The organism is Tardiphaga sp., assembly GCF_041424195.1.
GTDB lineage: Bacteria > Pseudomonadota > Alphaproteobacteria > Rhizobiales > Xanthobacteraceae > Tardiphaga.
Genome location: NZ_JBGMOE010000066.1, coordinates 35,032 through 61,961, shown reverse-complemented (window position 1 = coordinate 61,961; position 26,930 = coordinate 35,032). Strand labels below are relative to the sequence as shown.

The 26,930-nt window shown below is 62.2% G+C and carries 18 protein-coding genes; 9 read left to right on the top strand and 9 right to left on the bottom strand.

Annotation, left to right across the window (positions count from 1 at the left end; genetic code table 11):
• The first annotated feature begins 84 nt into the window (after positions 1-84).
• The gene (locus ACEK02_RS10615) at positions 85-1,425 is read left to right on the top strand and encodes a dicarboxylate/amino acid:cation symporter (RefSeq protein ID WP_371421672.1); all 1,341 of its coding nucleotides are present in this window, start codon (positions 85-87) and stop codon (positions 1,423-1,425) included.
• 76 nt (positions 1,426-1,501) lie between these two features.
• Here the strand turns inward: ACEK02_RS10615 and ACEK02_RS10610 are convergent, their stop codons facing one another.
• Positions 1,502-4,687, bottom strand: coding sequence for an Rne/Rng family ribonuclease (locus tag ACEK02_RS10610; RefSeq protein WP_371421671.1), 3,186 nt, complete (start codon positions 4,685-4,687; stop codon positions 1,502-1,504).
• A 699-nt stretch (positions 4,688-5,386) separates the two neighbouring features.
• On the opposite strand from ACEK02_RS10610, the gene ACEK02_RS10605 reads away from it, so the two are divergent.
• Together ACEK02_RS10605 and ACEK02_RS10600 are read left to right on the top strand one after the other, a co-directional pair.
• Positions 5,387-6,685: an N-acetylmuramoyl-L-alanine amidase gene (locus tag ACEK02_RS10605; RefSeq protein WP_371421670.1), complete on the top strand. Its 1,299-nt coding sequence runs from the start codon at positions 5,387-5,389 to the stop codon at positions 6,683-6,685.
• 247 nt (positions 6,686-6,932) lie between these two features.
• Positions 6,933-9,425, top strand: coding sequence for a penicillin-binding protein 1A (locus ACEK02_RS10600; RefSeq protein WP_371421669.1), 2,493 nt, complete (start codon positions 6,933-6,935; stop codon positions 9,423-9,425).
• 25 nt (positions 9,426-9,450) lie between these two features.
• Here ACEK02_RS10600 and ACEK02_RS10595 read toward each other — a convergent pair whose 3' ends face one another.
• Complete coding sequence (locus tag ACEK02_RS10595; RefSeq protein WP_371421668.1) at positions 9,451-10,437, bottom strand: MBL fold metallo-hydrolase; 987 nt, start codon at positions 10,435-10,437, stop codon at positions 9,451-9,453.
• Positions 10,438-10,560: 123 nt separating this feature from the next.
• Between ACEK02_RS10595 and prfB the strand changes: the two genes are divergently transcribed.
• The 3 genes from prfB (at position 10,561) to ACEK02_RS10580 (ending at position 13,130) form a co-directional block, all read left to right on the top strand.
• Positions 10,561-11,692, top strand: a protein-coding gene (prfB, locus tag ACEK02_RS10590) for a peptide chain release factor 2 (RefSeq protein ID WP_371421667.1) whose coding sequence is annotated in 2 segments (ribosomal slippage) — positions 10,561-10,629 and positions 10,631-11,692 — 1,131 coding nt in all. Because the reading frame shifts where the segments join, the coding sequence is not laid out codon by codon here.
• A gap of 3 nt (positions 11,693-11,695) precedes the next feature.
• Positions 11,696-12,583, top strand: a complete 888-nt coding sequence (locus ACEK02_RS10585) for an NAD(P)-dependent oxidoreductase (protein ID WP_371421666.1) — start codon at positions 11,696-11,698, stop codon at positions 12,581-12,583.
• Positions 12,584-12,746: 163 nt separating this feature from the next.
• The gene (locus tag ACEK02_RS10580) at positions 12,747-13,130 is read left to right on the top strand and encodes a hypothetical protein (protein ID WP_371421665.1); all 384 of its coding nucleotides are present in this window, start codon (positions 12,747-12,749) and stop codon (positions 13,128-13,130) included.
• Positions 13,131-13,214: 84 nt separating this feature from the next.
• Here ACEK02_RS10580 and ACEK02_RS10575 read toward each other — a convergent pair whose 3' ends face one another.
• Positions 13,215-14,105: a helix-turn-helix domain-containing protein gene (locus ACEK02_RS10575; protein WP_371421664.1), complete on the bottom strand. Its 891-nt coding sequence runs from the start codon at positions 14,103-14,105 to the stop codon at positions 13,215-13,217.
• Here ACEK02_RS10575 and ACEK02_RS10570 point away from each other — a divergent pair.
• Positions 14,059-14,928, top strand: a complete 870-nt coding sequence (locus tag ACEK02_RS10570) for a fumarylacetoacetate hydrolase family protein (protein WP_371421663.1) — start codon at positions 14,059-14,061, stop codon at positions 14,926-14,928. The two genes, ACEK02_RS10575 and ACEK02_RS10570, sit on opposite strands and share 47 nt — an antisense overlap.
• A 199-nt stretch (positions 14,929-15,127) precedes the next feature.
• Positions 15,128-16,108 carry a tripartite tricarboxylate transporter substrate binding protein gene (locus ACEK02_RS10565; RefSeq protein WP_371421662.1) on the top strand — a complete coding sequence of 327 codons (981 nt, stop codon included), beginning with the start codon at positions 15,128-15,130 and terminating at the stop codon, positions 16,106-16,108.
• Between the two features lie 19 nt (positions 16,109-16,127).
• Here the strand turns inward: ACEK02_RS10565 and ACEK02_RS10560 are convergent, their stop codons facing one another.
• The 4 genes from ACEK02_RS10560 to ACEK02_RS10545 all read right to left on the bottom strand — a co-directional run bounded on the left by ACEK02_RS10560 (position 16,128) and on the right by ACEK02_RS10545 (position 21,532).
• A complete protein-coding gene (locus ACEK02_RS10560; RefSeq protein ID WP_371421661.1) occupies positions 16,128-18,191 on the bottom strand; it encodes a carbamoyltransferase C-terminal domain-containing protein in 2,064 nt (687 codons plus the stop codon).
• A gap of 161 nt (positions 18,192-18,352) precedes the next feature.
• Positions 18,353-19,711, bottom strand: coding sequence for a M23 family metallopeptidase (locus ACEK02_RS10555; RefSeq protein ID WP_371421660.1), 1,359 nt, complete (start codon positions 19,709-19,711; stop codon positions 18,353-18,355).
• Between the two features lie 90 nt (positions 19,712-19,801).
• Positions 19,802-20,623, bottom strand: a complete 822-nt coding sequence (locus ACEK02_RS10550) for a peroxiredoxin (protein ID WP_371421659.1) — start codon at positions 20,621-20,623, stop codon at positions 19,802-19,804.
• Between the two features lie 348 nt (positions 20,624-20,971).
• Complete coding sequence (locus tag ACEK02_RS10545; RefSeq protein ID WP_371421658.1) at positions 20,972-21,532, bottom strand: hypothetical protein; 561 nt, start codon at positions 21,530-21,532, stop codon at positions 20,972-20,974.
• Between ACEK02_RS10545 and ACEK02_RS10540 the strand changes: the two genes are divergently transcribed.
• Positions 21,515-24,721, top strand: coding sequence for a DUF3971 domain-containing protein (locus tag ACEK02_RS10540; RefSeq protein ID WP_371421657.1), 3,207 nt, complete (start codon positions 21,515-21,517; stop codon positions 24,719-24,721). The genes ACEK02_RS10545 and ACEK02_RS10540 overlap by 18 nt on opposite strands.
• A 45-nt stretch (positions 24,722-24,766) precedes the next feature.
• On the opposite strand, the gene ACEK02_RS10535 is transcribed toward ACEK02_RS10540, so the two are convergent.
• The gene (locus ACEK02_RS10535) at positions 24,767-25,090 is read right to left on the bottom strand and encodes a hypothetical protein (protein ID WP_371421656.1); all 324 of its coding nucleotides are present in this window, start codon (positions 25,088-25,090) and stop codon (positions 24,767-24,769) included.
• A 37-nt stretch (positions 25,091-25,127) separates the two neighbouring features.
• Positions 25,128-26,822, bottom strand: coding sequence for a methyl-accepting chemotaxis protein (locus tag ACEK02_RS10530; RefSeq protein ID WP_371421655.1), 1,695 nt, complete (start codon positions 26,820-26,822; stop codon positions 25,128-25,130).
• Between the last annotated feature and the right edge of the window lie 108 nt (positions 26,823-26,930).

The following is a 26,930-nucleotide window of genomic DNA, read 5'->3' as shown; positions in this document are numbered from 1 at the left end:
AAGTAATTCCGTGTGGCGGGTTGCAAGAGGCCGCCCATGTGACTAATGACCGCGGCAGTAAGACGCTCAGGGAGTTGAAGCGGAATGTCTGCGGTAACGATAACGGCGGGGCCGGGAGCGGCTGCTCCCGTCAAAAAGCCCTGGTACAAGGTTCTCTATATTCAGGTGCTGATCGCCATCGTGATCGGTGTGCTGGTGGGATGGCTGGAGCCTCAGTTCGCCACCAATGAATGGATCAAGGCGCTTGGCGACGGCTTCATCAAGCTGATCAAGATGGTGATCGCGCCGATCATCTTCTGCACCGTTGTGTCGGGCATTGCCCACATCCAGGACGCCAAGAAGGTTGGCCGTGTCGGCATCAAGGCGTTAGTCTATTTCGAGATCGTCTCAACCTTTGCGCTGATTCTCGGCCTTGTGATGGGCAACCTGTTCCAGGTCGGACATGGTCTGGTGACCAAGACCGAAGGCAGCGCTGGCGCTGTCGCCAATTACGTCAAGCAGGCGGAAGCCACGAAGTCGGTCGACTTCGTACTCAACATCATCCCCGACAGTGTCGTTGGCGCCTTCGCCAAGGGCGATATCCTGCAGGTGCTGCTGTTCGCGATCCTGTTCGGTTTTGCCGTGATGGCGCTCGGCGAGCGCGGCCACAAGCTGCGTGACATCATCGATGACACCTCGCATGCGGTGTTCGGCGTGATTGCCATCGTCATGAAGGCGGCCCCGGTCGGCGCATTCGGCGCGATGGCCTATACAATCGGCAAGTTCGGCCCGGCGGCGCTCACCAATCTGCTGAGCCTGATCGTCCTGTTCTATGCGACCGCGGCGCTATTCATTGTGGTCGTGCTCGGCATCATTGCGCGCATCGTCGGCTTCAACATCTTCAAGTTCATCGCCTATATCAAGGATGAGCTTCTGATCGTGCTCGGCACCAGCTCGTCCGAAAGCGCGCTTCCGCAGTTGATGGAGAAATTGCAGCGTCTGGGTTGCTCGAAGTCGGTCGTCGGTCTCGTGGTGCCGACCGGTTACTCGTTCAATCTCGACGGCACCAACATCTACATGACGCTTGCGACACTGTTCATTGCGCAGGCGCTCGGTGTGGATCTGTCGTTCGGCCAGCAGATCACGATTCTGATCGTGGCAATGCTGACCTCGAAGGGCGCTTCGGGCGTCACCGGCGCCGGCTTCATCACGCTGGCGGCCACGCTGTCGGTGGTTGATCCGCGTCTGGTGCCCGGCATGGCGATCGTGTTCTCGATCGACAAGTTCATGAGCGAGGTTCGCGCGCTGACCAACATCACCGGCAACGGCATCGCTGCGGTGTTCGTGTCGTGGTGGGAAGGCGAGCTCGATCACGACACGATGCATGCCAATCTCAACAAGACCATCGATCCGTCGGATGTCGAAACGGCGATCACCACGGGCTGATCCTTCAGACCCATAACGGATGTAAAAAAGCCGCCCGGTTTCCCGGGCGGCTTTTTCGTTGGTGCGTTGAAAGTGCTTAGTCGTTGCCGAGGACGCGCGACCACCAGCCAGCCTTGCGGGGCTGGGCCTCGGCTGCGGGAGCTGGTGCAGCAGGGGCCGGAGCCGGAGCGGGCGTCGGCTCCGGTGCTGCCGCAACAGGCGCTGCCGCGGGCTGTGGTTCTGCGGACGTCGTTCCGAAGTTGACCTTCTCGCGGACCGTCGAACGGCGACGGGCTGCAGCCCTGTCGTCGTCCTGGGGGGCGGCTTCCTGAACCGCGACCGGGGCAGGTGCAACCGGCGTCGGCTCGGGCGCTGCCGGAGCGAACATCGGCACGGCATCGTGACGGCTCTGTTCGATCTCTGGCTGCGGCGCCACATAGGACGTCACTGCGTCCGGAGCTGCGTGCTGATGCGGCTGCGCGTCGTGGAGGGTGTCCTGACCTTCGAGATCGGCCACGGCGTCGCTGGCTTCCGGGGTCTGCGTCGGTCCGAGCTCATCGGAGATCGATCCGGCCAGGCCTTCGTCGTTACCACCACGCCGACGACGACCGCCGCGACGACCACGGCGACGCGGACGTCGCTCGCCATCGGCCGGCTGATCGGCACGGGACTCACGAGGCTGATCGTCGGCCTCGTCGTCTTCACCTTCGCTGTCGTCGCCAACGGTTTCGACGTTACCCTCGGCCGCGCCTTCAGCGGCATTCTGGAACTCGCCGTTCTCGCGAGCGGGGGCGCCGCCTTCGCGGGCTTCGCCGGCACGACCGCGACGGCGCCGACGGCGCTTGCGCTTGCGGCCGTCGCTATCGCCTTCGCCGGCAGCGCTTTCGCCCGAGGTCTCGTCATCCGTGAGACCTTCGGTCTCCTCGGTTTCGATTTCGGCTTCCGTCTCGAACAGGTATTCATCGTCGAACGGCTCTTCTTCCAGCGGCGGCGGGAAGGCAGCGACCTGGGCCGCCAGAAGCGCCTTGGCGGCTTCCAGCGTATGGACCTGCTCGCCGCGGTCGATCACGAAGGACTGCTGACCGCTGACATTCGGATCGGCGATGACGGCGAGGGTCACCTTGAAGCTGTTTTCGAGATCGCGCAGATGGCCGCGCTTGTGGTTGAGCACATAAAGCGCGACATCGGTGCGGGTACGCACGATGAGATTATGGGTGGCGCCCTTCATCAGGATTTCTTCGAGGCCGCGCAGCAACTGCAGGGCCACCGACGAGACCGAACGCACGTGACCGCTGCCGCCGCAATGCGGGCAGATATCCGTGGAGCTTTCCAGCACGCTGGCGCGGATGCGCTGGCGCGACATTTCGAGCAGGCCGAAATGCGAGATGCGGCCGACCTGGATGCGCGCGCGATCCTGGCGCAGGCAGTCGCTCATCTTGCGTTCGACAGCGCGGTTGTTGCGCTTCTCGTCCATGTCGATGAAGTCGATGACGATCAGGCCGGCAAGATCGCGCAGGCGGAGCTGACGCGCGACTTCCTCGGCGGCTTCGAGATTGGTCTTCAGCGCGGTATCTTCGATGTGGTGCTCGCGGGTCGAACGGCCCGAGTTCACGTCGATCGAGACCAGTGCTTCGGTCTGGTTGATGACGATGTAGCCACCGGAACGAAGCTGCACGGTCGGCGAGAACATCGCGTCAAGCTGGCTCTCGACACCCATGCGCGAGAACAGCGGCTGGCCGTCGCGATACAGCTTCACCGCGCGGACATTGCTCGGCATCAGCATGTGCATGAAGTCGCGTGCTTCCTGATAGCCGGCTTCGCCAGCGACCTGGATTTCGTCGATTTCCTTGTTGTAGAGGTCGCGCAGCGAGCGCTTGATCAGGGAGCCTTCCTCATAAACGAGGGTCGGTGCCTGCGACTTCAGCGTCATGTCGCGGACGGTTTCCCACATCCGGATCAGGTATTCGAAGTCGCGCTTGATTTCCGGCTTGGTGCGCGAAGCACCGGCGGTGCGCAGGATGATCCCCATGCCTTCCGGCACGTCGAGGTCAGACACCACTTCCTTGAGCCGCGACCGATCCTGGGCCGAGGTGATCTTGCGGGAGATGCCGCCGCCACGGGCGGTATTCGGCATCAACACGGCGTAACGACCGGCGAGCGACAGATAGGTGGTCAGTGCAGCGCCCTTGTTGCCGCGCTCTTCCTTGACGACCTGCACCAACATGACCTGGCGGCGCTTGATGACTTCCTGGATCTTGTACTGGCGACGCGGACGGAAAGCGCGTTCGGGAACTTCCTCGAGAACGTCATCACCGCCGACGGATTCGACCTGATCCTCTTCGGCTTCTTCCTCGTCGTCCTCGTCGTCGTGTTCGTCGCTGTCAGCAGCAGCGGTGTGTTCATTTTCGGGATGTTCGTCGTGGTGAACATCTTCGGCATGCGCCGCATTTTCCTCGGCGTGCGCGGCGTCGAGCTGTTCGTCATGAGTGTGATCGTCATGCGCATGACTGTCTTGCGCGACGGCGGCGACCGGCGCCGGCGTTTCGACAACGGCTTCCACCGGAGCGGGCGAGAAGCCTGCCGAAACCGGTTGTTCGATCACGGGCTCGGATGAAACGGCTTCTGACGCCACGACCTCGGGAGCCGTCGCTGCGACGCTCTCGGACGCGAGGGGCGTAGGCGCATGGTCATGGTGGTCATGATCGTGCGCGTGATCGCCTTCGGCATGCTCATGCTCATGGCTATGCTCGTGACCGTCATGTTCATGATGGTCGTGATCGGCGGCGTGGTGCCCGTCATCATGGGCGTGATCATGAGGATGGCCGTGGACCTCGAAGGCCGGATCGCGCGGCTGTTCGGCCTGCGACGGATCGATCGCGGTCGTATCGACGACATCGCTCTGCACCCGTTCGCCACGGTCGCGGCGGCGCGAGTTGCGATGACGCGAGCGCTTGCGGTTGGAGCGGTTGTCGGTCTCTTCCTCAGCTTCGCGATGGGCGCGTTCATCCGCCTCGATCAGCGCCTGACGGTCGGCGACCGGGATCTGGTAGTAGTCCGGATGAATTTCGCTGAAAGCGAGAAAGCCGTGGCGGTTGCCACCGTATTCGATGAAGGCGGCCTGTAACGACGGTTCGACGCGCGTGACCTTGGCGAGGTAGATGTTGCCGCGGAGCTGCTTGCGCTGCGCAGTCTCGAAATCAAACTCTTCGACGCGATTGCCGCGAACCACGACAACCCGGGTCTCTTCCGGGTGGGTCGCATCGATCAACATTTTGTTTGGCATTTGGGGGCTCATGGAGGCGGACGGCGCGCGTGGCGGCAAGCGCGTATCGCGCGGCCGGGTGACGCAACGGTCCACCTGATTCGGGGGTGAGGGGAAGGCCGAAACACAGTCCTGAACGCCGTGCCGATCGCGAGGTCAGTGCGGGGCGACGCGCGAAGCTTCTGCTTCGCATCGGCATAGTTCCCACCTGGGTCTCGGTCGGCATCACAGTCTGGCGCATCAAGCGTCGGCCCGTCTGAACATCTTGGCGGCAAAGGCGCCGCCTTTTGCTGACGTCCGGCGCGCCGCAGAACGCGGTCACCGGCTGTCGCATACTCCGCCCGTAAGGCCGGAATAATCGGTCATGAAGTGTCTAAAGCCGCCCCGGGAGCGAGAAAGGACCTGGGACCGGACACCGCCTGGGCTAGGACCGCCACCCTGGGCAACCGCGCGCTGCGCTGGTTGTAGATGGGAGGCCGGAAAACGCTGGATCCACCGAGAGATAGTCGGGGGAAAGAGCGCTGCACCGGGAGGCTGAACGCGACACAACCGGGAGTTAAACCGTCAGCTCTTCGTACATACGAGGAATGGGGGTCGCATGCAAGGGAAGCGTCACAAGGCTGCAACACTCGGGCTTATTCGATATCCCAGACTTAAGCTCCGGTTAACCCTGCAATCCTATTGGGTTAATGAGGGGCTGCTCCGGAGGCAGTGGATTCGTTGACGAGCCGCGCAAACCACATCGTCAGGCTGGCCACGGTGCTCTTCAGTGCCGGTTTTGGGCTGTTTTGGTACCCGAGCTCCACCCAGGCTGCCGGCGAGACGTTGCGCGCGGAAGTGGAAGGTGCGTTCCCGGTCGCCTCTGACGTGCGGATCGCTGGCGACGAGAAGCAGACCCGTTTCATCCTCGATCTCGACAGGAAAATTCCGCTGCGGGCTTTCGCGCTGGCCGATCCTTATCGGGTGGTTATCGATCTTCCCCAGGTCAGCTTCCATCTCGATCCCGGCGCCGGGACGGTATCCCGTGGCCTGATCAAGGCGTTCCGCTACGGTCTGGTGATGCCGGGCGGGTCGCGCATGGTGTTTGACCTGACCGGGCCGGCCAAGATCAAGAGTTCCTACGCGCTTGATCCCGCGAACGGGCAGCCGGCGCGCATGGTGATCGAACTCGAATCGGTCGATCGCACCACATTCGTGCAGACGCTGGCGGTCGAGAATCGCCCGGATCTGCGACCGACCGTCGGAACGACTGCCTCGGTATCTCCTGTGGCGACCAAAGTGGTTGCCAGTGCCGTGCAGGACGCGGCTCCGGATACCCGTCCGGTGGTGGTGATCGATCCCGGTCATGGCGGCATCGACAATGGCACACAAGCGGGCGGCGAGAGCGAGAAGGGGATCGTGTTGGGTTTCGGTCTGGCCCTGCGTGACCGTCTGGAGAAGCTCGGCAAATACCGTATCGTGATGACCCGCGCCGACGACACGTTCATTCCGCTGGATGACCGGGTGAAGGTCGCCCGCAACCAGTCAGCCGCGCTGTTCGTCTCGATTCATGCCGATGCGCTGCCGCGCGGCGAGGGTGATGCGCAGGGCGCGACCGTCTATACGCTGTCAGACAAGGCCTCTGACGCCGAGGCGGAGCGGCTGGCAGACTCGGAAAACAAGGCGGACGCTATTGCCGGCGTCAATCTGACGGAAGAGCCGACCGACGTCGCCGACATCCTGATAGACTTGGCGCAGCGTGAAACGCGGACCTTCTCGAACCGCTTTGCCCGGCTTGTGGTCGGCGAAATGAAGACCACAGCACGGATGCACAAGCATCCTCTCAAATCGGCAGGCTTCCGCGTCCTCAAGGCGCCGGACGTGCCCTCGGTGCTGATCGAACTCGGTTACGTGTCCAACAAGGACGATCTCCAGCAGCTGATGTCCGAGAACTGGCGCTCCAAGACGGTCGGCGCGGTTGCCAAGGCGATTGACGGGTTTTTCTCCAGGCGAATGGTCTCCGCCGGCCCGGGAAACTGACGGCCGGAACTGAAAATGACAAATCTTTCAGTACCAAAGCCTTAGCTTTCAGTATCAAAGCCCTAGTTTGGCCACAGCCGGCGCTCTATAAAAATTTCCGTGCGGCCGTCAGAATCGGTCAAGACTGATGGCCATTTCGGGCTGTCGCCTCTGCTGGTTTTTGCCGCGCGACTTGTTGCTGACTTTGCGCCCATGGGGGCCGCCGTATGTTATATTGCGGCACAGCGATTGAAACGGATCGTCGATAATGCGTCTGCTGGTGCGGTTTATGGGGTTCTTGTTCGCTGCAGGAACCGTGGTGTTCCTGGTGGGCGTCGCAGCCGCAGCAGGCTTGATCTGGCATTATTCCAAGGACTTGCCGGACTATTCGCAGCTTCAGGATTATGAGCCGCCGGTGATGACGCGCGTCCATGCGGCGGACGGTGCACTGCTTGGCGAATACTCCAAGGAGCGCCGACTCTATCTGCCGATCCAGGCCGTGCCGAAGCTAGTGATCAACGCGTTCCTCGCTGCCGAAGACAAGAATTTCTACGAGCATGGTGGCCTCGATTATTCGGGCATGGCGCGCGCGATGGTGCTGTATGCGCAGAACCTCGGCTCCAACCGCCGGCCGCAGGGTGCATCGACAATCACGCAGCAGGTTGCGAAGAACTTCCTTCTGACCAATGAGGTTTCCTTCACCCGCAAGATCAAGGAAGCCTTGCTGGCGATGCGCATCGAGCGCACCTATTCGAAGGACAAGATCCTCGAATTGTATCTCAACGAAATCTATCTCGGCCTCGGTGCCTATGGCATTGCCGCAGCGTCGCTGGTCTATTTCGACAAATCGGTGAACGAACTGACTGTCTCCGAGGCAGCGTATCTTGCCGCTTTGCCGAAGGCGCCGTCGTCGCTGCATCCGGTCAAGAATCGCGATCGCGCGATTGAACGCCGCAACTATGTGGTTGATCGTCTGCTGGAGAACGGCTGGATCAAGCAGGGCGATGCGGACAAGGCGCGCAAGGAGACGCTGAGCGTCACCGGCCGCAACAGTTCAGGTCACATCTTTGCCGGCGAGTATTTTGCCGAGGAAGTGCGCCGCGACATTCTTGAGCGTTACGGCGAAAAGAAGCTCTATGAAGGCGGTCTCTCGGTCCGCACCACACTCGATCCCAAGCTGCAGGTGATGGCCCGCAAGACCATGACCAATGGTCTGATCAATTTCGACGAGATTCGTGGTTGGCGCGGTGCGACCAACAAGATCGATATCTCCGGCGACTGGGGCGTGAAGCTTGCTGAGGTGAAGGCGCTGTCCGACATTGCGCCGTGGAAGCTTGCGGTCGTGCTGGATGTCAGCGATCAGTCGGCGCGGATCGGCTTCCAGCCGGGCCGTGAACTTGGCGGTGCCGTGCTCAAGGATCGCCAGACCGGTATCCTCACGCTGGACGGCGTGCGCTGGGCCAAGCCCGCCGCCGGCCCGACAAAGGGCAAAACACCGACGGCCGTGTCGCAGGTTTTGGCCGCGGGTGACGTGATCTATGTCGATCCGCTCACAAACAAGGACGGTTCCGTCGTCGAAGGCCAGTTCCGGCTGCGGCAGTATCCGGAAGTGTCCGGCGCCATGGTTGCGATGGATCCTTTGACCGGACGTGTGCTTGCCATGGTTGGCGGCTTCTCGTTCGACCAGAGCCAGTTCAATCGCGCCACGCAGGCCTATCGCCAGCCCGGCTCATCCTTCAAGCCGCTGGTCTATTCGGCAGCGATGGACAATGGCTACACGCCGTCCACCGTCGTGGTCGACGCGCCGATCGAGATCGATCAGGGGCAGGGCGCTGGCGTCTGGCGTCCGGAAAACTATTCGACCGGCAAATATTACGGCCCGGTGACGCTGCGTAATGCGCTGATGCGCTCGCTGAACACCGTCACAGTGCGACTGGCGCAGGACGTCGGCATGCCGCTGATCGGCGAATATGCCAAGCGCTTCGGCGTCTATGACGAATTGCCGAACTATCTGTCCTACGCACTCGGTGCCGGCGAAACGACCGTCATGCGGATGGTGACGGCCTATTCGATGTTCGCCAATGGCGGCCGCCGCGTGAAGTCGACGCTGATCGATCGCATTCAGGACCGTTACGGGCACACCATCTTCAAGCATGACCAGCGCGAGTGCCGTGGCTGCGACGCGCCGGAAGGCTGGAAGAACCAGGCCGAGCCGCAGCTCGTCGATCGCCGCGAGCAGGTGCTCGATGCGATGACGGCCTATCAGATCACCTCGATGATGGAAGGTGTTGTTCAGGGCGGCACCGCGACTGCGCTGCGCGAAGTCGGCAAGCCGATTGCCGGCAAAACCGGAACCACCAATGACGAGAAGGATGCGTGGTTCATCGGCTTTTCACCCGACGTCGTGGTCGGCATCTATGTCGGCTATGACAAGCCCAGGAACCTTGGCCACAAGGCCACCGGTGGTGCGCTGGCTGCGCCGATCGCCAAGGACTTCATGAAGCTCGCGCTCGCCGACAAGCCGGCCGTGCCGTTCCGCGTGCCGGCCGGCATCAAGTTGATTCGCGTGGACGCCAAGTCCGGCATGCGCGCCGGACCGGGCGATGGCGGCCGCACCATCCTCGAGGCCTTCAAGCCGGGTACGGCGCCGCCGGACAATTATTCTGTGATCGGTGTCGCCGATGCGGATGGTCGTTCGCTCTCGGTGTCGCCGGAAACCGACCGCAGTTTCATGCGACCAGGAACGGGCGGACTCTACTGAGTTTCGCCGATGTGCTTTGCTGGGCTCATTGAGCATTGTTTGGCGTGATCGCGCTACCGTCGCCACGCACTGCGGTGACGCCCTTGTCGTCGATCGTGAACGACGTTAGGTCGCGGCCGATGACAAACGGACCTTTGTAGGTCGTTTCCGTGCGCTGCCGCAGCGTCTCTTCCGGAACATCCTGCACCGGCTTCACCGTTGCAGACACGATATGTGAATAGACGGCGAGCTTTGGCCTGGCCTGATCGAACACGCGGCCGGCTTCCTCGGGCGACGTGTGATGCGCTTCGATCTCGCGATAGGACGGATAGTCCTTCACAAGCTCGGGCTCGATGATCGCCACTTCGTGGATCAGGAGATCCGCGTCTTTGGCAGCAGCAACCACGCGCTCATCATATTTGGTGTCGCCCGATAGCACGACCTTCTTGCCCTCGAACGTGACGACATAGCCGAAGGAGGGCTTGATCTTCTCGCCGTGATTAACGTCGAAGGCCGTGACGGTGACGCCATCGGCCGTGTAGGCGACGCCGGCCGCGATGTCCTTGGCGGCAAACGCAATGCCCGCTGCAGGCAGATGTTCGTCGTCGCTGCGAATGCGGATGTCGTCGGCGAAAGCCTTGGTGAGGTTCTCCATCATCGCCGTCGTTCCCACTGGTCCGAACAACGTGAACGGCGCCTTGCGCGACGCCCAGGGCGTGCCGATCCAGCCGCTTAGCCAGATGTCGGGCAATCCCACGACATGGTCGGAATGCAGATGTGTGAGAAAATGCGCATTGATCGATCCCAGCGGGATTCGCTTCTGGAAGAGCCGAATGGTCACACCACGTCCGAGGTCGAACAGGAGGCGTTGGTTGCCGGCTTCTACAAGGGTCGATGCGCTAAAACTCGTCAGCCGCGGAGTCGGCGTTCCGGTTCCGAGCAGAGTGACCTTCATCTCGGCTGTATGAGCCTGCGAGCCGGCCAATGCGGCGGCGATCGCAACGCAAATACCTATGGGTGCCTTCTGGCGCATGTTCCCTCCACGTTTATATTTTGGGTGAATGTGTATGAGGCAGGCTCCTTCCACAAGACTGGATTGAAGGTTGAATATCCCCGGCGCGGCGGGTACACGTGCGACGAACCAACGGAATCCGCCATGCGCGCTGAAATCGAACGCCTCGTAGAAGAGATCAAGCAGTCAGTCGGGCTGCTGAGGAGGCATCTTTGACGTCGATGCATCCACGGCACGACTTGCAGAGCTGAACGCTCTCGCCGAAGACCCCAATCTCTGGAACGATCCGCAGAAGGCCCAGAGGCTGATGCAGGAGCGCACCTCGCTTGAGGATTCGCTTCAGGGCATCGGCAAGGTCACGCGCGAACTTGACGACAATATCGAAATGATCGAGCTCGGCGAAGCCGAGGGCGATCAGGGCGTCGTGACGGAAGCCGAGAACGCGCTGAAGGCGCTGAAGAAGGAAGTCGCGCGCCGCGAACTGGAAGCGCTGCTGTCCGGTGAAGCGGATCGCTTCGACACCTATCTCGAAGTCCATGCCGGGGCCGGCGGCACCGAGAGCCAGGACTGGGCTTCGATGCTGCTGCGTATGTACACGCGCTGGGCCGAAAAGCACGGCTTCAAGATCGAGTATCTCGAAGAGACCCAGGGTGAAGAAGCGGGCATCAAGTCGGCGACGATCCAGATCTCCGGTCACAATGCCTATGGCTGGCTGAAGACCGAAGGCGGCGTGCATCGCCTGGTGCGGATCTCGCCTTACGACTCAAACGCCCGTCGGCACACGTCGTTCTCCAGCGTCGCGATCTTCCCGGTCGTGGATGACTCGATCAAGATCGACATCAACGAGTCCGATGTGCGCGTCGATACGATGCGCTCGGGCGGCGCGGGCGGTCAGCACGTCAACAAGACGGAATCCGCGGTGCGTCTGACGCATATTCCAAGCGGCGTGGCCGTGGTCTGCCAGGCCGGCCGTTCGCAGCACAAGAACAGGGCCCAGGCCTGGGACATGCTGCGTGCGCGTCTCTACGAAATCGAGCTGAAGAAGCGGGAAGAGAAGGCCGCCGCCGATCAGGCCGCCAAGACCGATATCGGCTGGGGTCACCAGATCCGCTCTTACGTGTTGCAGCCCTATCAGATGGTGAAGGACCTGCGCACCGGCGTGCAGACCTCGGATACCTCAGGCGTGCTCGACGGTGATCTTGACGAGTTCATGGCGGCGACATTGGCGCAGCGCGCCTTCGGCACGTCGCCGGGCGCCATCGACGACGTGGACTAAGAGATGCCCCATGTTGCGTTCATCGGTTTGGGACGCATGGGGCATGGCATGGCCGGCCGTTATCTCGACGCCGGCTTCACCACTGCCGTCTGGAATCGCAGCAGGGCGAAAGCAGAAGATCTGATCGCACGCGGTGCGCGCTGGGCGGCGTCGCCGGCGGAAGCCGCAGCAGGCGCCGACGCCATTGTCACCATGGTCGCCGATGACGAAGCTTCCCAAAATGTGTGGTTGAGTACCGATGGTGCCGGGCAAACTGCGAAGCAGGGCGCGCTGGCGATCGAATGTTCGACAGTGTCGCACCAGCACGCGCTCGACCTTGCGAAAGCGCTGCAGGATCGCGGCCTGACCTATATCGATTGTCCTGTCACCGGCCTGCCGGACGCGGCTGCCAGCGGCAAACTCACGCTGCTGGTCGGCGCGGATACTGCGGACCTCGAAAAGGCCCGGCCGTTCCTGGCGCCGATTGGATCGACAATCCGGCATTTCGGCCCCGTTGGATCGGGCACGGTCTACAAGCTGATCAACAACCTGATGGGCGCGATCCATATCGCCGGACTCGCTGAAGGTCTGGCCATTGCAGAACATGCCGGGCTGGACATGAAGCTGGTTCTGGAGTCCATCGCGAGCGGCGTTGCAGCAAGCCCACAGGTACTGCGACACGCGCCGCGGATGGTGGCGCGCGATTATTCTGGTGCATCCTTCACCGCTGCACTGCGCCATAAGGATGCGGCCTATGCGGTGAGATTGGCGGAGCAGCTTTTGCAGGCCAGCCCCCTGGTCGGCGCGGCGGCTGTTGAAGCCTATGAAAAGGCGAAGGCTTTCGCGCCCGACGATGACGAAGCCAGAATGATCGAGCTCATCTCGCAACCGAGAGATGGCAGACCGAGTTAAGCGCTTGCCAAAGTCTGCGGCGTCTTGAAACAGTAACGTCGCTGCGTGGCCGCTTCCGTTCTTCCTGCCACCCGATATCATCCCCAGGCCGGAACTCAATATCCGGCGCTAGCTTATCCCGACGCCGCATATCGCGGTGTCACGAATTCAACGGGTGTGGGGCATGAAGAAGATCATTCCAATTCTTGCGATCGGCGTTGCATTGATGCTGGGCGGCTGCGGCCGCGATCCCGGACCGGCTGGCCCGAAGGGCGAGACCGGCGCGCAGGGGCCAGCCGGCCCACAAGGTGCGCAAGGCGTTCAGGGAATTCCCGGCGCGCAGGGGCAGGCGGGTGCACAGGGGCCGCAAGGTCCGCAGGGCACGCCCGGCGCCAAGGGGGACAAGGGCGATGCGGCACCGGTCAACCTCCGCGCGGTGCAAGCGGATGGTGCGGTCAGCTGCGAAGCGACGGAGACGCTGGTGTCCGTTGTCTGCCCGAGCGGCGGCGCGCCGGATGGCACCAAGTGCACGACGACGCCAACTGTCGGCCTCTGCTTGAAGAAGTAATCGTGTGGCCGACCAGGGTCGGCTGCTAGCAAACAGGTCCCTCGCTCACAGGTGAGCGGGGGGCTTCAAACTTGCGGATGAGTGCTAGCCTTTGCCGTCGTTACGTCGTCCGTAACTCGGCGGAGCCGAAATCACGAGGTAGTATTCGCACCGGCGCGCAGTCTTGTTCTCGAACCAGTGCTCGACATCGACCTCGAAATACAGCGAGTCACCCTCATCCAGAACCGTCTCCGTATCCTTGGTGCGCACAGTGACGCGTCCATGCGTGGCCAGCACGTGTTTGGATGTGCCCTGCGGGTAGGCGGGCAATTTACCGGTCGAGGTTTTCGGGGGCAGGTGATGCAGGACGACTTCGACGGCCATGCCGGCCATGACCGGCGACAGCAGAAAACGCTCGAAGCCAGTCTTTGAATCGCGAAAGATCTGGCGCTGATCCTTCCGAACGACTGCGAAAGCACGGCGCGGCGCGTCGTGATCGCCCATGAGCGTTGAAAACGATGTCTCCAAAGCAAGCGCGATACGCCGCGCGACCCCGATTGTCGGGCTTTTCTCGCCACGCTCGACCTTCGACAGCATCGCACGGCTGACACCAGACTGCTTGGAGAACTGCTCCAGAGTCAGGTTGGCCTGTTCACGCAACATGCGGACGCGATCGCCGAATGCGCGACTGACGGGGTCTTCACGAACGACCTTCCGTGTCGCCGGCTTCGCCATATCGGGTGATGCTCCGTTGTAATCCGCTGGTGATTCCATCTTAGGCGTGGTTGCCCGCCGTGTCACATCCTGCTGCGGCAGATGATCGCGCGCGTCTTCTAAAGAATAAATGGTCGGGATGCCCAGCTTGCCAAAATCTTCTATCGAAGATAATGGTGTCTTTGGAAGATGCGGCGATCCGTTCGCCGGACAAGCAGATATATCAGGAGGAAGAATGCACCTTGTTACTTTCCTGCATGAGGGCCGGGCCACGGTCGGCATTGCAGATCAGGCGCTCTCTCAGGTCTCGCCGCTGCCGCGCGACGTCGCCCCCGATATGATCACGCTGATTGCTAACTTCGATCGCCTGAAGGGCACGCTTGCCGCTGCTGGTGGCGCGCCGCTCCCCGTCGCAAGCGTAGAACTCTTTGCGCCCATTCCGCGCCCGGCGCGCAACGTGTTTTGCGTTGGCAAGAACTACCACGAGCATGCCAAGGAATTTGCGGGTAGCGGTTTTGACTCCTCTGCGAAGGAAGTCGTGCCGGAAGCGCCGGTGATCTTCACCAAGCCGTCCAGCACCGTCATCGGTCCCGGCAAGTCGATTCCGAACTATCTCGATCCGACTGACAGCACCGACTATGAAGGCGAGCTGACGGTGATCATCGGCCGCGGCGGTCGCGGGATCAAGAAGCAGGACGCGCTGGCGCATGTGTTCGGTTACACGATCATCAATGACGTGACGGCGCGGACGCTGCAGCACAAGCATCGCCAGTGGTTCATCGGCAAGGGCATCGATGGTTTCTGCCCGATGGGCCCGGCGATCCTGACTGCTGACGAAATGCCCGATCCGACGAAAATGCGGCTGACGACATCCGTCAACGGCGAACGCCGTCAGGATGCGTCGGTGACCGATCTCATCTTCGACATTCCGACGTTGATCGAGTGTATCTCGGCAGGGATCACCCTGGAGCCCGGCGATCTGATCGCGACCGGAACGCCGGCTGGCGTCGGCCTTGGCTTTACGCCGCCGCGTTTCCTCAAAAAGGGCGATGTCGTGACGATCGAGGTTACGGGTATAGGTAAGCTCGAAAACCCGGTCGGCTAACGCAACTCGCAGCACTTGCCGATCTAAAAATGAAGCGCGGGGCATCGTCTGCCCCGCGCCGAATTCTGTACGATTCAACAACTTAGAGATTTAAGTGAGCTCCGAGGCGCGCAAGCGCTGTCTCCCGAGACTGCGCGTCGTCCCTTGGGTGTGACTGAATCCAATGCGTTGCTCAAAGAACAAAACGGGAGACATGTGTATGAAACGTCGTGACTTCATTGCTGGCCTCGGTGGCCTGTCGACGCTCGCTCTGACCGGTCAAAGTGTGCGCGCCCAGGATGCCTGGCCTAGCCGCAACATCAGTATGATCGTGCCGTTCCCGGCAGGCGGGCAGGCCGATATCGCCGGACGTCCGATCGCCGCATGGCTGCAGAAGGCACTCGGCAAGCCTGTTATTATCGATAATCGCAGCGGCGCCGGCGGCTCGCTGGGCAACGCGATGGTGGCGCGTGCGCAGCCCGACGGGCACACATTGCTAATGACATTGTCGTCGCTTGCGGTATTGCCGGAAGCTGATCGCATCTACGAACGCCCGGTCGCCTATGAGGTCGATCAATTGCAGCCGATCGCGCGCGTGCTGGCAGATCCGACCCTGTTCGCGGTGCCGGCCAGCGCGCCCTGGAAGACGATCGCCGATTTCGTCGCTGACGCGAAAGCGCGCCCGGGCGCGATCTCCTACGGATCGTCCGGTCCGTTCGGTACGCTTCACGTCTCGATGGAAATGTTCGCAATCGCGGCAGGCCTCAAGCTGCTCCATGTGCCCTACAGAGGCGCAACGCCGGCGATCAGTGACTTGCTGGGTGGACAGATTCAGGCGTTGGCCTCGGCACCGGGAACGCTGAAGCAGCACGTCGATGCCGGCACGCTGCGTGTTCTGGCCAATTTTGGCAGCGAGCGCCTGGCGGCATTTCCGGATCTCCCGACGTTCAAGGAACTGGGTTACCCCGATGTCGAGTTTTACATCTGGGCCGGCCTGTTCGCGCCGAAGGGAATGCCGGCACCGGTCCTGACCAAGCTGCGCGATAGCATGCGGCAGGCGATGAACGATCCCGAGGTCACGAAGACATTCGAGGCGGCCGGCAATATGCCTGCCTATCAGGACGCAGATGACTTCGCGCAATTCATCGCGAAAGACAGCGCGCGTCTGGTGGCAGTGGCAAAGAAGATCGGCAAAGTCTGACACTTCGCCTGTGGGTGGGCTAGCCGCGGCTGCGCATCCATTCCGACAGCCATGCCGTGAAGCGGCCGCTGTCGCGGGCGCCGCCGTGCCAGGCAGCGGTCACATGACCGCTGCTGGCCACCATTAGCACAACGTCGAGACCTGCGGAGCGCCGTAGCGTCTCGACGGCCTGCTGCGGCGTCTGGGCGATCGGGCCGGCGACGTTGAATGAGGTGTTCACCGAGAGCTCGACGCCGATATGGCGTCCGAGTGCTTTCAGATAAGCGTGCGTAAGCGGATCGTCTTCGGCGCGAACGATCTGGATACGTCCGGTGCCGTCGGCATGGATCACGGCCGGGATTTTGTCCCGTGCATGCGGCTTCGATTGCGCCGTCAGCACCATGTAATTGTAGGCATTGTAGTTCGCGTCGGACGCCCCATCCAGCAAATCAAAATACTCACAGGCCGCGTCGAGCGTCGCCATCGGCGCCAATGGGCGGATGGCTTCGCGATATTTGACGCGCTCATTGAGCCGTTCCCGCGTGCCAGCGTCGCAGGGATTGGCGAGGATCGAGCGATGGCCGAGCGCGCGCGGACCCGTCTCCGCTGCGCCTTGATACAGCGCGATGATGCCGTTCTGCGCGACCATGAAGGCCATCAGGTCGGCGACGGCGTCACGGCCCTCAGGCGTTGAGATATTGCCGATGGTCTGTGACTTGATGTCGTCAGCTTGCAGTGCCGCGGTAATGTCAGGCTGCGTCGGTGCGTCGCCGCAATAGAACGCATGCGTCATCGACGCGCCGCGCGGCGCCCCGATGAGATGGGCAAACATCCAGGCGGCGCCGATGGTGACGCCGGGATCGCCGGGCGTCGGCGGAATCCATAAATGCAGGCGCGTGTCGCGGCCCTGTTCACGTGCGAACCACGTTTCATCGAAGTGTTCGAGCAGTCGCATATTGCCGAGCGCATTCAGCGCGACGCCGCCGGTGAGGACCAGCCGATGCGCACCGGTCTTGCTCAGCAGGCCGGCGACCACATGGATCATTGCATCCTCGAAGACCAGTTGCGTGGCCGCGGCCTTGTCGAGGCGATCCTGCGTATCCGGCCGGTGCTGGATATCCTCGACGCGCAGCACTGCGTCCGGATTCCAGAGCTGATCCGGCGTCAGCGGCTCGCCAAGAATGTCGATCAGCGCTTGCTTGTAGGGCGCTTCGAACGGATCGCAGTACCAGTTGCCCATGGCGCGGTTGAGTTGGATCTCGCCATTCGCACCGAAATGCAGCACCTCGCGCAGGCGTGCGTAATAGGGATTGCTGGCGCGATCCATGTCGCCCCAGGCAGCGGCGCCCATGTAGCGACCTTCGCTCGAGAGCCAGGTCCAGCCGCCTTGGGTTGACGAGATCACGCTGTAGAAGGCCCCAAGGGAGTCGAAGACGCTGTTGTTGCAGTAGAGTTTCTGCATGGCGCCGCCTTGCGCCACATAGGTCGATACCGAGCCCTGGTCGCCAGTGCCGTCGAGCACCGCGATCGCGACCGGCTCGTTGCTGTCATCGAATGGCGACACGGCAAATGAGAACCAAGCGTGGTTGTCATGATGCGGCATCATCAGCAGCCGGACGCGCGTGGGCAACCCGAATTGCTTGCGGAGCAATTTCGGTGTGCGCGTCATCTGCTCGAGGCGCCGTGCGTCGAAGCTGACGGAGTTCTTGGTGCGCAGCAGCTTCAACCCGTCGGGAAATTCTTCGACGATGCTTCGCGTTAGTGTGCCCAGCAGATCGGGATAGTCCCAGGTCGTCAGCCATGCATCGATATCAGCGACGTCACGGCCCATCGCGCGCAGCGTGACGCGCATCGCATCGAGTGCTGCCCGCGGATATTGCGTGGTGTGCTTGTCGCCGGAGAAGCGCTCTTCTTCGTTGTTGATGATGAGGCGCGGGCCGTGAGCCTGCGTGACTTCGACCAGCGCCACTCCGGAATTGTGCGTGCCAGGCAGTCCGAGGCCGGCAAGCAGAACCGTTTCGCCGCGCGCCAGCTTGGCGCGGATCTCCGAGATGCGGCGGACTGTAAAGTGGGAGTCGTTGGCGTGAAAACCTGCCAGCGTCATCGCCCAGGTCGTGACCCGGCGTGTGGCGCGGAAACAGAACCGGCCGAAGCGGGGGAAACGGGGGCCGATGCGTCGGGGGGATTTCAACGGGTTGCCTCTAATCGACTGAGACCCGCTTCAACCACAGTCAGGGCGGGGCAACAATGCCCTGCGTGCCGCACCTAGCCGGCGTTGAGACGAACGCCTGCGCGGAGAAACTTCTGCGGATCGACCGCTTCGCCGTCGATACGGGTTTCATAATGCAGATGCGGTCCGGTGGATCGGCCTGTCGAGCCGACCAGACCGATGACCTGGCCAATTTTGATGGTGTCGCCGACCTTGACGTTGATCGCGGACATATGGCCGTAGCGGGTAGACAAGCCGTTGCCATGGTCGATCTCGACCATGCGGCCATAGCCGCCGGCGTAGGCTGCAGAGACCACACGCCCGTTTGCCGTCGCGCGGATCGGGTCGCCGGTGGCACCGCGGAAATCGAGACCTGTATGCATCGCAGGGCGGCCGAGGAACGGATCGCTCCGCACCCCGAAGCCTGACGTAAATTCGACTTCGCCGACGACGGGCTTGCGATAGGGCACCAGCGCCATGGTCCGATTGAGCTTGTCCATCTGCGCGCGGGTGACGTGGATGCGATAGAGCTGGCGTTCGAACGGATCCGCGCTTGATGAGAGTTTGACCGGCACAAACGGGCCGCCCATAGGCGCGCGCGGTGTGGCGGATTCGAGTTTTGCCATATTGAGCCCGAGATCCGAGATCGCGCCACGCATGCGACGAACCTTGGAGTCCATGGATTCTTCAGCCGCGGCGAGTGTCGCAATCTGGCGGCTCTCGACCTGATCGAGCGACGCCTGCAGGCGACTGATCACATTGTCGACGCCGCCCAGTTTGGCGAACTGGCTCGGTTGCTGGGCTGCGAGAGCAGGGGTGCGGGACTCTAGCCGCGCTTCGCGATCCGGCGGCGCCACGAAGGTCACCGTGTCGCTGATTGGCGATGGCTTGGGGATCGATGTCGTCGGCTCGATCGCGGCTCCACGGGCAGGCGGCTTGCCGATCGAACCCGTAACCGACAGATCGGGCATGGCGCCGAGCGCCGTGGCACGCGATTCCAGCGTGGTCTGGCGACGCATAATCTGATCGAGCTTCTGGTCGAACTGCTCCTGATCCAGCATCTGCCGGCTGGTGGTGCGATCGATCTTGGCGCGCAGTTCTGCGATACGATCTTCGTAGGCGTATTGCATGTCAGCCTGGCGTGCGATGAGTTTGGTCAGCACGTCGTCGCGAAATGCGAAGTAAGTGGCTGTGGCCGCAGACCATGCCCCCAGCACGGTCACCGTGCCGACGACGATCCAGAACACCACAGGCCCGATGCGGACCTGCTTGCCGCGATGGGCAATCGTATAGTCGCTCTGATTGGCTTTCGGAGGAGGCGCCTTGACCGGCCCGACGCGGCGCGCCTGTGGCCGTCCATGGTCATGTGCGTGGTGCTGAGGGTACTCGGCATATTGGGTAGGACGGTTCGACATCAGCACTCCAGTGCCAGCCGGAGACTCGTCGGCTAGCTCAACGGAGGCGATTTGAGCCCTTCATGGTTAATTTTGAGCAAATGGGATCCATCAAATTCGCTGCGCTTCTTCGAGTACCGCGTCTGCGTGTCCGTCCACTTTAACGCCGCGCCAGATCTTGGCGACGTTGCCGTTGGCATCGATCAGCACCGTCGTGCGAAGAACGCCCTCAAAGAATTTGCCGTACATCGATTTTTCGCCCCAGGCGCCATAGGATTTCAGCATCGTCTGCGTGGCGTCGGAGAGCAGCGGGACACCCAGAGCAAACTTGTCGCGGAACGATTCCTGAGCCTTCAGCGGATCGGCCGAGACGCCAAGCACGGCAGTGCCGGCAGCCTGAAACTCGGCGGACAACCGGGTGAAGTCGATGGCTTCCTTGGTGCAGCCGGGCGTGCTGGCGCGCGGGTAGAAAAAGATCACCAGCTTCCGCCCGGCATAGTCTGACAGGGAGACTTCGGCGCCGCCATCGCGGGGCAGCCTGAACGCCGGTGCCTTGGCGCCCTCGGTCGCGAAACTGGGTGACTCCGGTGCGATTTTCTCGGGAGCCGGTTTTGGAGCCGCCGTGGGTTTGGCCGCGGGCTTTGCCGACGCCTTGGGCAGGGCCTTTACGGCAATCGTCTTCGCCACAACGGTCTTGGCCGCTGGAGCCTTGTTGGCAGCGGGCGGCTTCGACTTGGCAGCGGGTGGCTTCGACGCTTTGGCCGGGGCTTTCGCCGCTGGCTTGGCTGATTTGGTCGCAGCTTTCTTGGCGGGAGCCTTCACCGCAACCTTGTTCGGCTTCTTCACCGCCTTCGGTGACGCAGTTTTGGTGACCGTCTTGGTCGCCTTCTTCGTTGCGGCTTTTGCGGGTTTCTTACTGGCTTTCTTGGCCATGGATGATGGTCCTTTCTTCGCGTTCAGCGGATCAATTAGGCGGCGCGCCGGGCGAGACGCTTGGCCGCAGTTTCTGGCGTCGTTCCGGCTTTCCTGCGCAATGCGTTTCCTGCCACTATACGGAACGCCCATTTCGAGAGATTCTTGCGCGATTTCTTGGACATACGCCTTCCTTTCGTCGCTTTCGGCGGCTCAGTGTGATGGCATTGCAAGGTAACACCGGCGGCCGAATGGCGGCACGTTGCGGTGCAAATATGCTGTCCTCGGAGTATGGTTACAAAGGATTCGACGCAACACACGTTCCGTGCGCCATAAGGGTGCGGCAACGACCGGACGACGAGTTATAATTCAAACCGGGGATTGGCAGCGATGCCGGCACAGAGGCGCTCGTCGGTTGTCGATGCGCGAAGGGCCGGTGACGATCATTCTCACAGTCAGCGCCAGCACCGAGAGGCAATGGCCAGAAATAAGCCGCCACAAGCGTATCGACCGCGCGCCGATGACGAGGCCTTGCAATGGGATGATGCCGATTGGGATCATCAGCATGACGAGGCGGGGCATCACCGTGCGCGCCGCTTGCTGTCCAAGAAGAATAGCAACTGGCACCGTTTCGGCGACAGGCTCGTTGCGGCTCGCGATTGGCTGTCCGGTGGCCGATGGGTCAAGCGGATCGCGGCTGTCCTTGGCATCCTGCTGATTATTTGTGGTGTTTGCTTTGGCGCCTTGTGGGTCCGACTGGGCGCAGGCCCGATCAATTTCGACATGGCCACACCGTGGCTGGTCGAGGCGATCCAGGACAATATCGGGCAGGGTAATACGGTCGAAGTCGGCGGCACGCAGATCGAACGCGCCGGGCGGGTCCGGATGGCGGTGCGGATTCGTGACATCGTCGTGCGTGATCGTGATCACGCCGTCGTGGCCAGTGCGCCGAAAGCCGAAGTCCGGCTTTCCGCTGCTGCCATGATGATGGGGCGCTTGCGTGCCGAAAGTCTCAACTTGGTCGATGTTGTGCTTGCCGTGCGCATTACGCCGGATGGGCAGGTGACCGTGTCGACCGGCGAGAACGCTCGCCCGATCGCGACGGGCGTCGCATCGCCGCGCATACCAGGTTCGTGGCTCGGTCCGGGCAGACAACCGGAACTGACTTTCCCGCGGCAGCCGCAGCCACCGGTCGTCCAGCTTCCGCAGCCTTCTGCCGACAAGCGAGAAGCATCCTTCGGCTTGCTTGCGGGTCTCGATTGGCTCGACAGCCTGACCCTTTCGGGCCTCGACGGACAGAACCTCAACGAGATCGGTCTGAAGAACGGCAAGCTGGTGGTCGACGACCAACAGCGCGGCAACAAATGGGACTTCAATAATATCAGCCTGACCCTGCGCCGACCGAGCGGCGGCGGCGTCATGATGACGGTGGGCGAAGGTGGCAAGGCGCCATGGACGCTCGGCGTCACCATCGGTGCGCCGGCCAATGGCGTGCGTTCGGTCAGTCTTCGGGCCGACAAGGTCTCGACCCGCAACGTCCTGCTCGCGCTGCGCATGAAGGATCTCACCTACAGTGCCGACCTGCCGCTGACAGGCGAATTGAAGGGCGAAATCGGGCGCGATGGTTTGCCGACCTACTTCCGCGGCAAGCTCACGGCAGGCGCCGGCAACATTGTCGATAACGACACGCCGGATTATCCGATGCCGATCGATCAGGCGGAGGTGAGCGTCGAGTGGGATGCCGGCCGCCGTGTGCTGCTGGCGCCGTTCAAGTTCGTGTCCGGTGAGAACCGCGTCACTTCACTTGCTCATGTCGAGCCCCCCAATGGCGCGACCGACTCTTGGCAGGCAGGCATCAGCGGCGGCACCATCGTATTGGGGGGAGGTCCAGGCGAAGCGCCACTGATCTTCAACAGCATCGACATCGGCCTGCTCTTCGATGCCGACAACCGCCGGGTCCTGCTGACGCGTGCGAATATCAGCAACGGTGAGATCGGCGTTGCCGGCACTGGCAGCATCGACTACGCAGGCGAGCCGCGCATGACCCTCGGCTTTGCTGGAACGCCGATGTCGGCTTCGGCGCTCAAGCGCATGTGGCCGATCCTGATTGTGCCGGAAGTGCGCGAATGGGTCACCGAGCGCATCGAGGCTGGGCAGCTCCAGAGCATCGAGATCGGGGTCAATTCCCCGACCAAGAACCTGACACGGCGCGGGCCGCCGATCCCCGATGAAGGGCTGTCGGTGAAGATCCTCGCCAATGGCGTAGCGCTGCGTCCGGTGGATGGCATGCCGGTGATCCGCGACGGCGATCTGCGCGCGCGCGTCACGGGACGGACCGCGACCGTGACCGTCGGTCAGGCAAACACCGAGACGGCGGGCGGACGCAAGCTCAATCTCAGCGATATCGTGTTTGAAGTTCCGGATATGGCACCGAAGCCATCGCCAGCCCGTGTGCGCTTCAAGCTGGAGGGGCCGGTGGCGGCGGTGGCCGATGTGCTCAACTCCAACCGTCTGAGCGAAGTCACCGGCAACATGCTCGACCCGGCGGCCACCAAGGGCAACGTGACCGCGCAGGTCGCCATGGGTATGCCCATCCAGCGCGAACTGACCAAGGCCGATACGACGTACAACATCACTGCGGATCTGACCGGATTTTCCGCCGACAAGCTGGTGATGAACCAGAAGCTCGAAGCCAATTCGCTGAAGGTCACAGCGAACAATCAGGGCTATCAGGTCAAGGGTGACGTCAAGATCAGCGGGCAGGCGGCATCGCTCGACTATCGCAAGCCAACCGATGGCGATGCCGATGTGCGTCTCAACGCGACGCTCGACGATGCAAGCCGCGCGCGGCTCGGTATGGACCTTGGACCGGCCGTGGTCGGCAATCTACCGATCAAGGTTGTCGGCAAGATTGGCTCCGGGGACCGTGACAGCAAGCTCGGGGTCGACGCCGATCTGACGCCGCTGAAGCTCGACAACATCCTGCCGGGCTGGATGAAGCTGCCGGGCAAGAGTGCTCGCGCTGTCTTCAACGTCGTGAAGAAGGGCGACACAACCCGTCTGGAAGACATTGTCGTCGATGGCGGTGGGGCTTCGATCAAGGGCTCCGTCGAAGTCGATCAGAACGGTGACCTCGTCGGTGTGAACTTCCCGACTTATTCACCATCCGAAGGCGACAAGACGTCGTTGAAGGCGGAACGTGGTCCGGATGGCGTATTGAAAGTCACGATGCGTGGCGACGTGTTCGACGGGCGCGGCTTCCTGAAATCGGCGATTTCCGGCAAGGATGGGGATCCCAAGAGCAAAACCAAATCGGTCGACTTCGATATTGACGTGAAGCTCGGGGCCGTTGCCGGTTACTACGGCGAGGCGGTTCGCAGTGTGGATGCCAAGATTTCGCGGCGCAACGGTACGATCCAGAAATTCTCCCTGAGCGGAAAGCTCGGACGCGACACGCCGCTGACAGGCGATATGCGCGGACGCGCCCAGGGCGCCGGCCGTGACGTCATCTATATCGAGACCAACGACGCCGGCGCCTTCCTGCGCGCGACCGACACCTATTCCAAGATGTCGGGAGGCCAGCTCGCACTGGCAATGGATCCGCCGTCGTCGGACGCCCGCGCCAAGGAAGGCCTGATCAACATCCGCGACTTCAACGTCAAGGGCGAGGCGCAACTGGCCAGCGTTGCCGGAGGTGGGCAAAACGCGTCGCAAAGCAGCGTCGCCTTCTCGCGGTTGCGTGCCGAATTCACGCGGCAGAACGGTCAGCTCACCATTCGGGATGGCGTCGTCAAAGGTCCGACCGTTGGTGCGACCATCGAAGGCAGTATCGACTACCCGCTCAATCAGGTACGTATGAGCGGCACCTTCGTGCCGATGTACGGGCTGAACAATATGTTCGGCCAGATCCCGATCGTCGGACTGTTTCTCGGGGGTGGCAGCAATGAAGGCCTGATCGGCGTCACTTACGAAGTCGTCGGTACGCCCGGTGCACCGGTGCTGCGCGTCAATCCGATCTCGGCCATGGCGCCGGGCGTTTTCCGCAAGATCTTCGAGTTCGGTACCGGCAAGCAGAACAATTCGGTCGAATTCCCGAACCAGAACAACAACAGCAACTAGCGATGTCTCTGGCTCAAGCACAGTGCTCGCCGCATTGTGCGGGGCTTAGCTTGACGCGAGTTCGGATGCGAATCTCTGTATCAGCTTCTGGATGATGGCCGCCGTTTCAGGACGCCGTGTCAGGCAGCGCGACGTCGGGCGGGCAACCACGAGCGACAACCGGCGATGTTGCACCGGCAAGGGCATGGCCACTCCCGCGAGGTCGGCGATATACTCCGATGAACTCTGCTGATAGCCGCGCTCGGCCGCCTCTCTGAGTTCGTTCTCGATTGCCTTCGTGACCGGCGTCGCGCTGCCGGTGGATGGTGGTTTTACCGCGCGCTGATTGCGGCATCGTCGACTTACAAAGACAAAGGGCGCGGTCAGCAACGACCGCGCCCTTTACGTTGGATTGTGCTGCTGGAGATCAGGCAGCACGCACGCCGGCGAGGAACGTCGTGACTTCGCCGGACAGTTGCTCGGCCTGCTTCGACAGGCCGGAAGCGGCGTTAAGCACCATGCCGGCAGCGTCGCCGGTCTCGTGCGCGGCAGCGCTGACGCCTCCAATATTGGTGGTGACGTCCTGCGTGGCCTGAGCCGTCTGGGTCACGTTGCGGGCGATCTCGGCCGTTGCAGCACCTTGTTCCTCGATCGCAGAGCCGATCGTGGTGGCGATGGCGCTGACCTCCTCGATGGTGGCAGTGATGCCCTGGATCGCGTCGACGGCTTCCTTGGTCGCACTCTGGATCTGCGCGATGCGGGTGCTGATTTCCTTGGTGGCGTCGGCGGTCTGACCGGCAAGGCTCTTCACTTCGGTGGCAACCACGGCAAAGCCTCGGCCGGCGTCGCCGGCCCGGGCGGCTTCGATGGTCGCGTTCAGCGCCAGCAGATTGGTCTGGCCGGCGATGGTGGAGATCAGTTCGACCACGTGCTCGATCTGCTGTGCGCCATCGGCAAGTGCGCGCACGATGGTGTCGGTGCGGCGGGCGCTATCGACCGCGTGGGTGGTGATCTTGGCTGACTGCGCCATCTGACGCGCGATCTCGGCAATCGACGACGACAATTCTTCGGCGGCGGCGGCAACCGTCTGCACGCGAGTGCTGGCCTGCGAGGCGGCGGCGCTGACGATGCCTGCCTGATCGTTGGTGCGAGCGGCTGTGCCGCTCATCGACTGCGCGGTGGCCTCAAGCTCGGTGGAGCCCGATGCCATCAGGCTAACCAGCTGCCCGACCGAGGAGTCGAAGCGATCGGCGAGGGCAATCAGCGCGTCGCGCTTCTCGGCTTCGCTCATCTGCTTCAGCTTGGCCTGCTCGGCTTCGAGGGAGCGGGCGGTCAGCGACGTCTGGCGCAGCATCTCCAGCGTTTCCGCCATGCGACCGATTTCGTCGCTGCGATCGGTCTCGCCGACCTTCTGGTCGAGCGAGCCATTGGCGATCTCATGCATGCGGGCCTGGAGGCGGCGCAGCGCACCGAGAATGTCGCTGGCGATCAGAAAGGACAGGAGCGCCATGACGCCTAGCACTCCGGCGCCGAGCGAACCCAGGCGGACGAGCAAAGCGTAAACGTCGGCATCGAGATCATCGACATAGAGGCCGGAGCTAAGCGTGGCGTCCCACGGCGCGAAGTGCCGAGCATAGACCATTTTGGCGGTGGGCTCGGTCTGGCCTGGTCGTGGATAGAGATAATAGGTCATGCCGCCGGTCGCACTCTGCTTGCCGGCCTCGATGATCGCTTTCGAGATCAGGACACCGTTGGAGTCTTTGGCGCCCGTGTTCTTGTCTTCGAGTTTGGGGTTGCCGGCATTGACGAGGATGACGCCGTCGGGGCGGTAGGCAACGAGGTAACCCTGCTTGTTACCGAACGTCATGTTGCGCGCGCGCATGCGAAACTGCATCTGGGCGTCGGCGAGGCTCAGTTTCCCGGCCGCCACTTCCTCCTGAAGGCTTTCAGCCATGCCGAGCATCAGGTCGGTGGCCGTGTGAAGCTGCTCCATACGGTCCTGCTGCATGCGCTTCTGGCTTAGCGACGCGGCCACCGCGATGACGGCGCAAATCGACGCTGCGGACACCAACACCATGCTGGTGAGCTTGGTGCGGATGGTGAAACGGCTAAGCAAACTCATATTGACCTCTGGTCCATGCAAAACTGGCAACAAAATACCAGCGAGTCACTTACCAATCATGAAAGTTGACAAACTCAGATAGATCGTTCGGGTGCGAACTATTGCGTC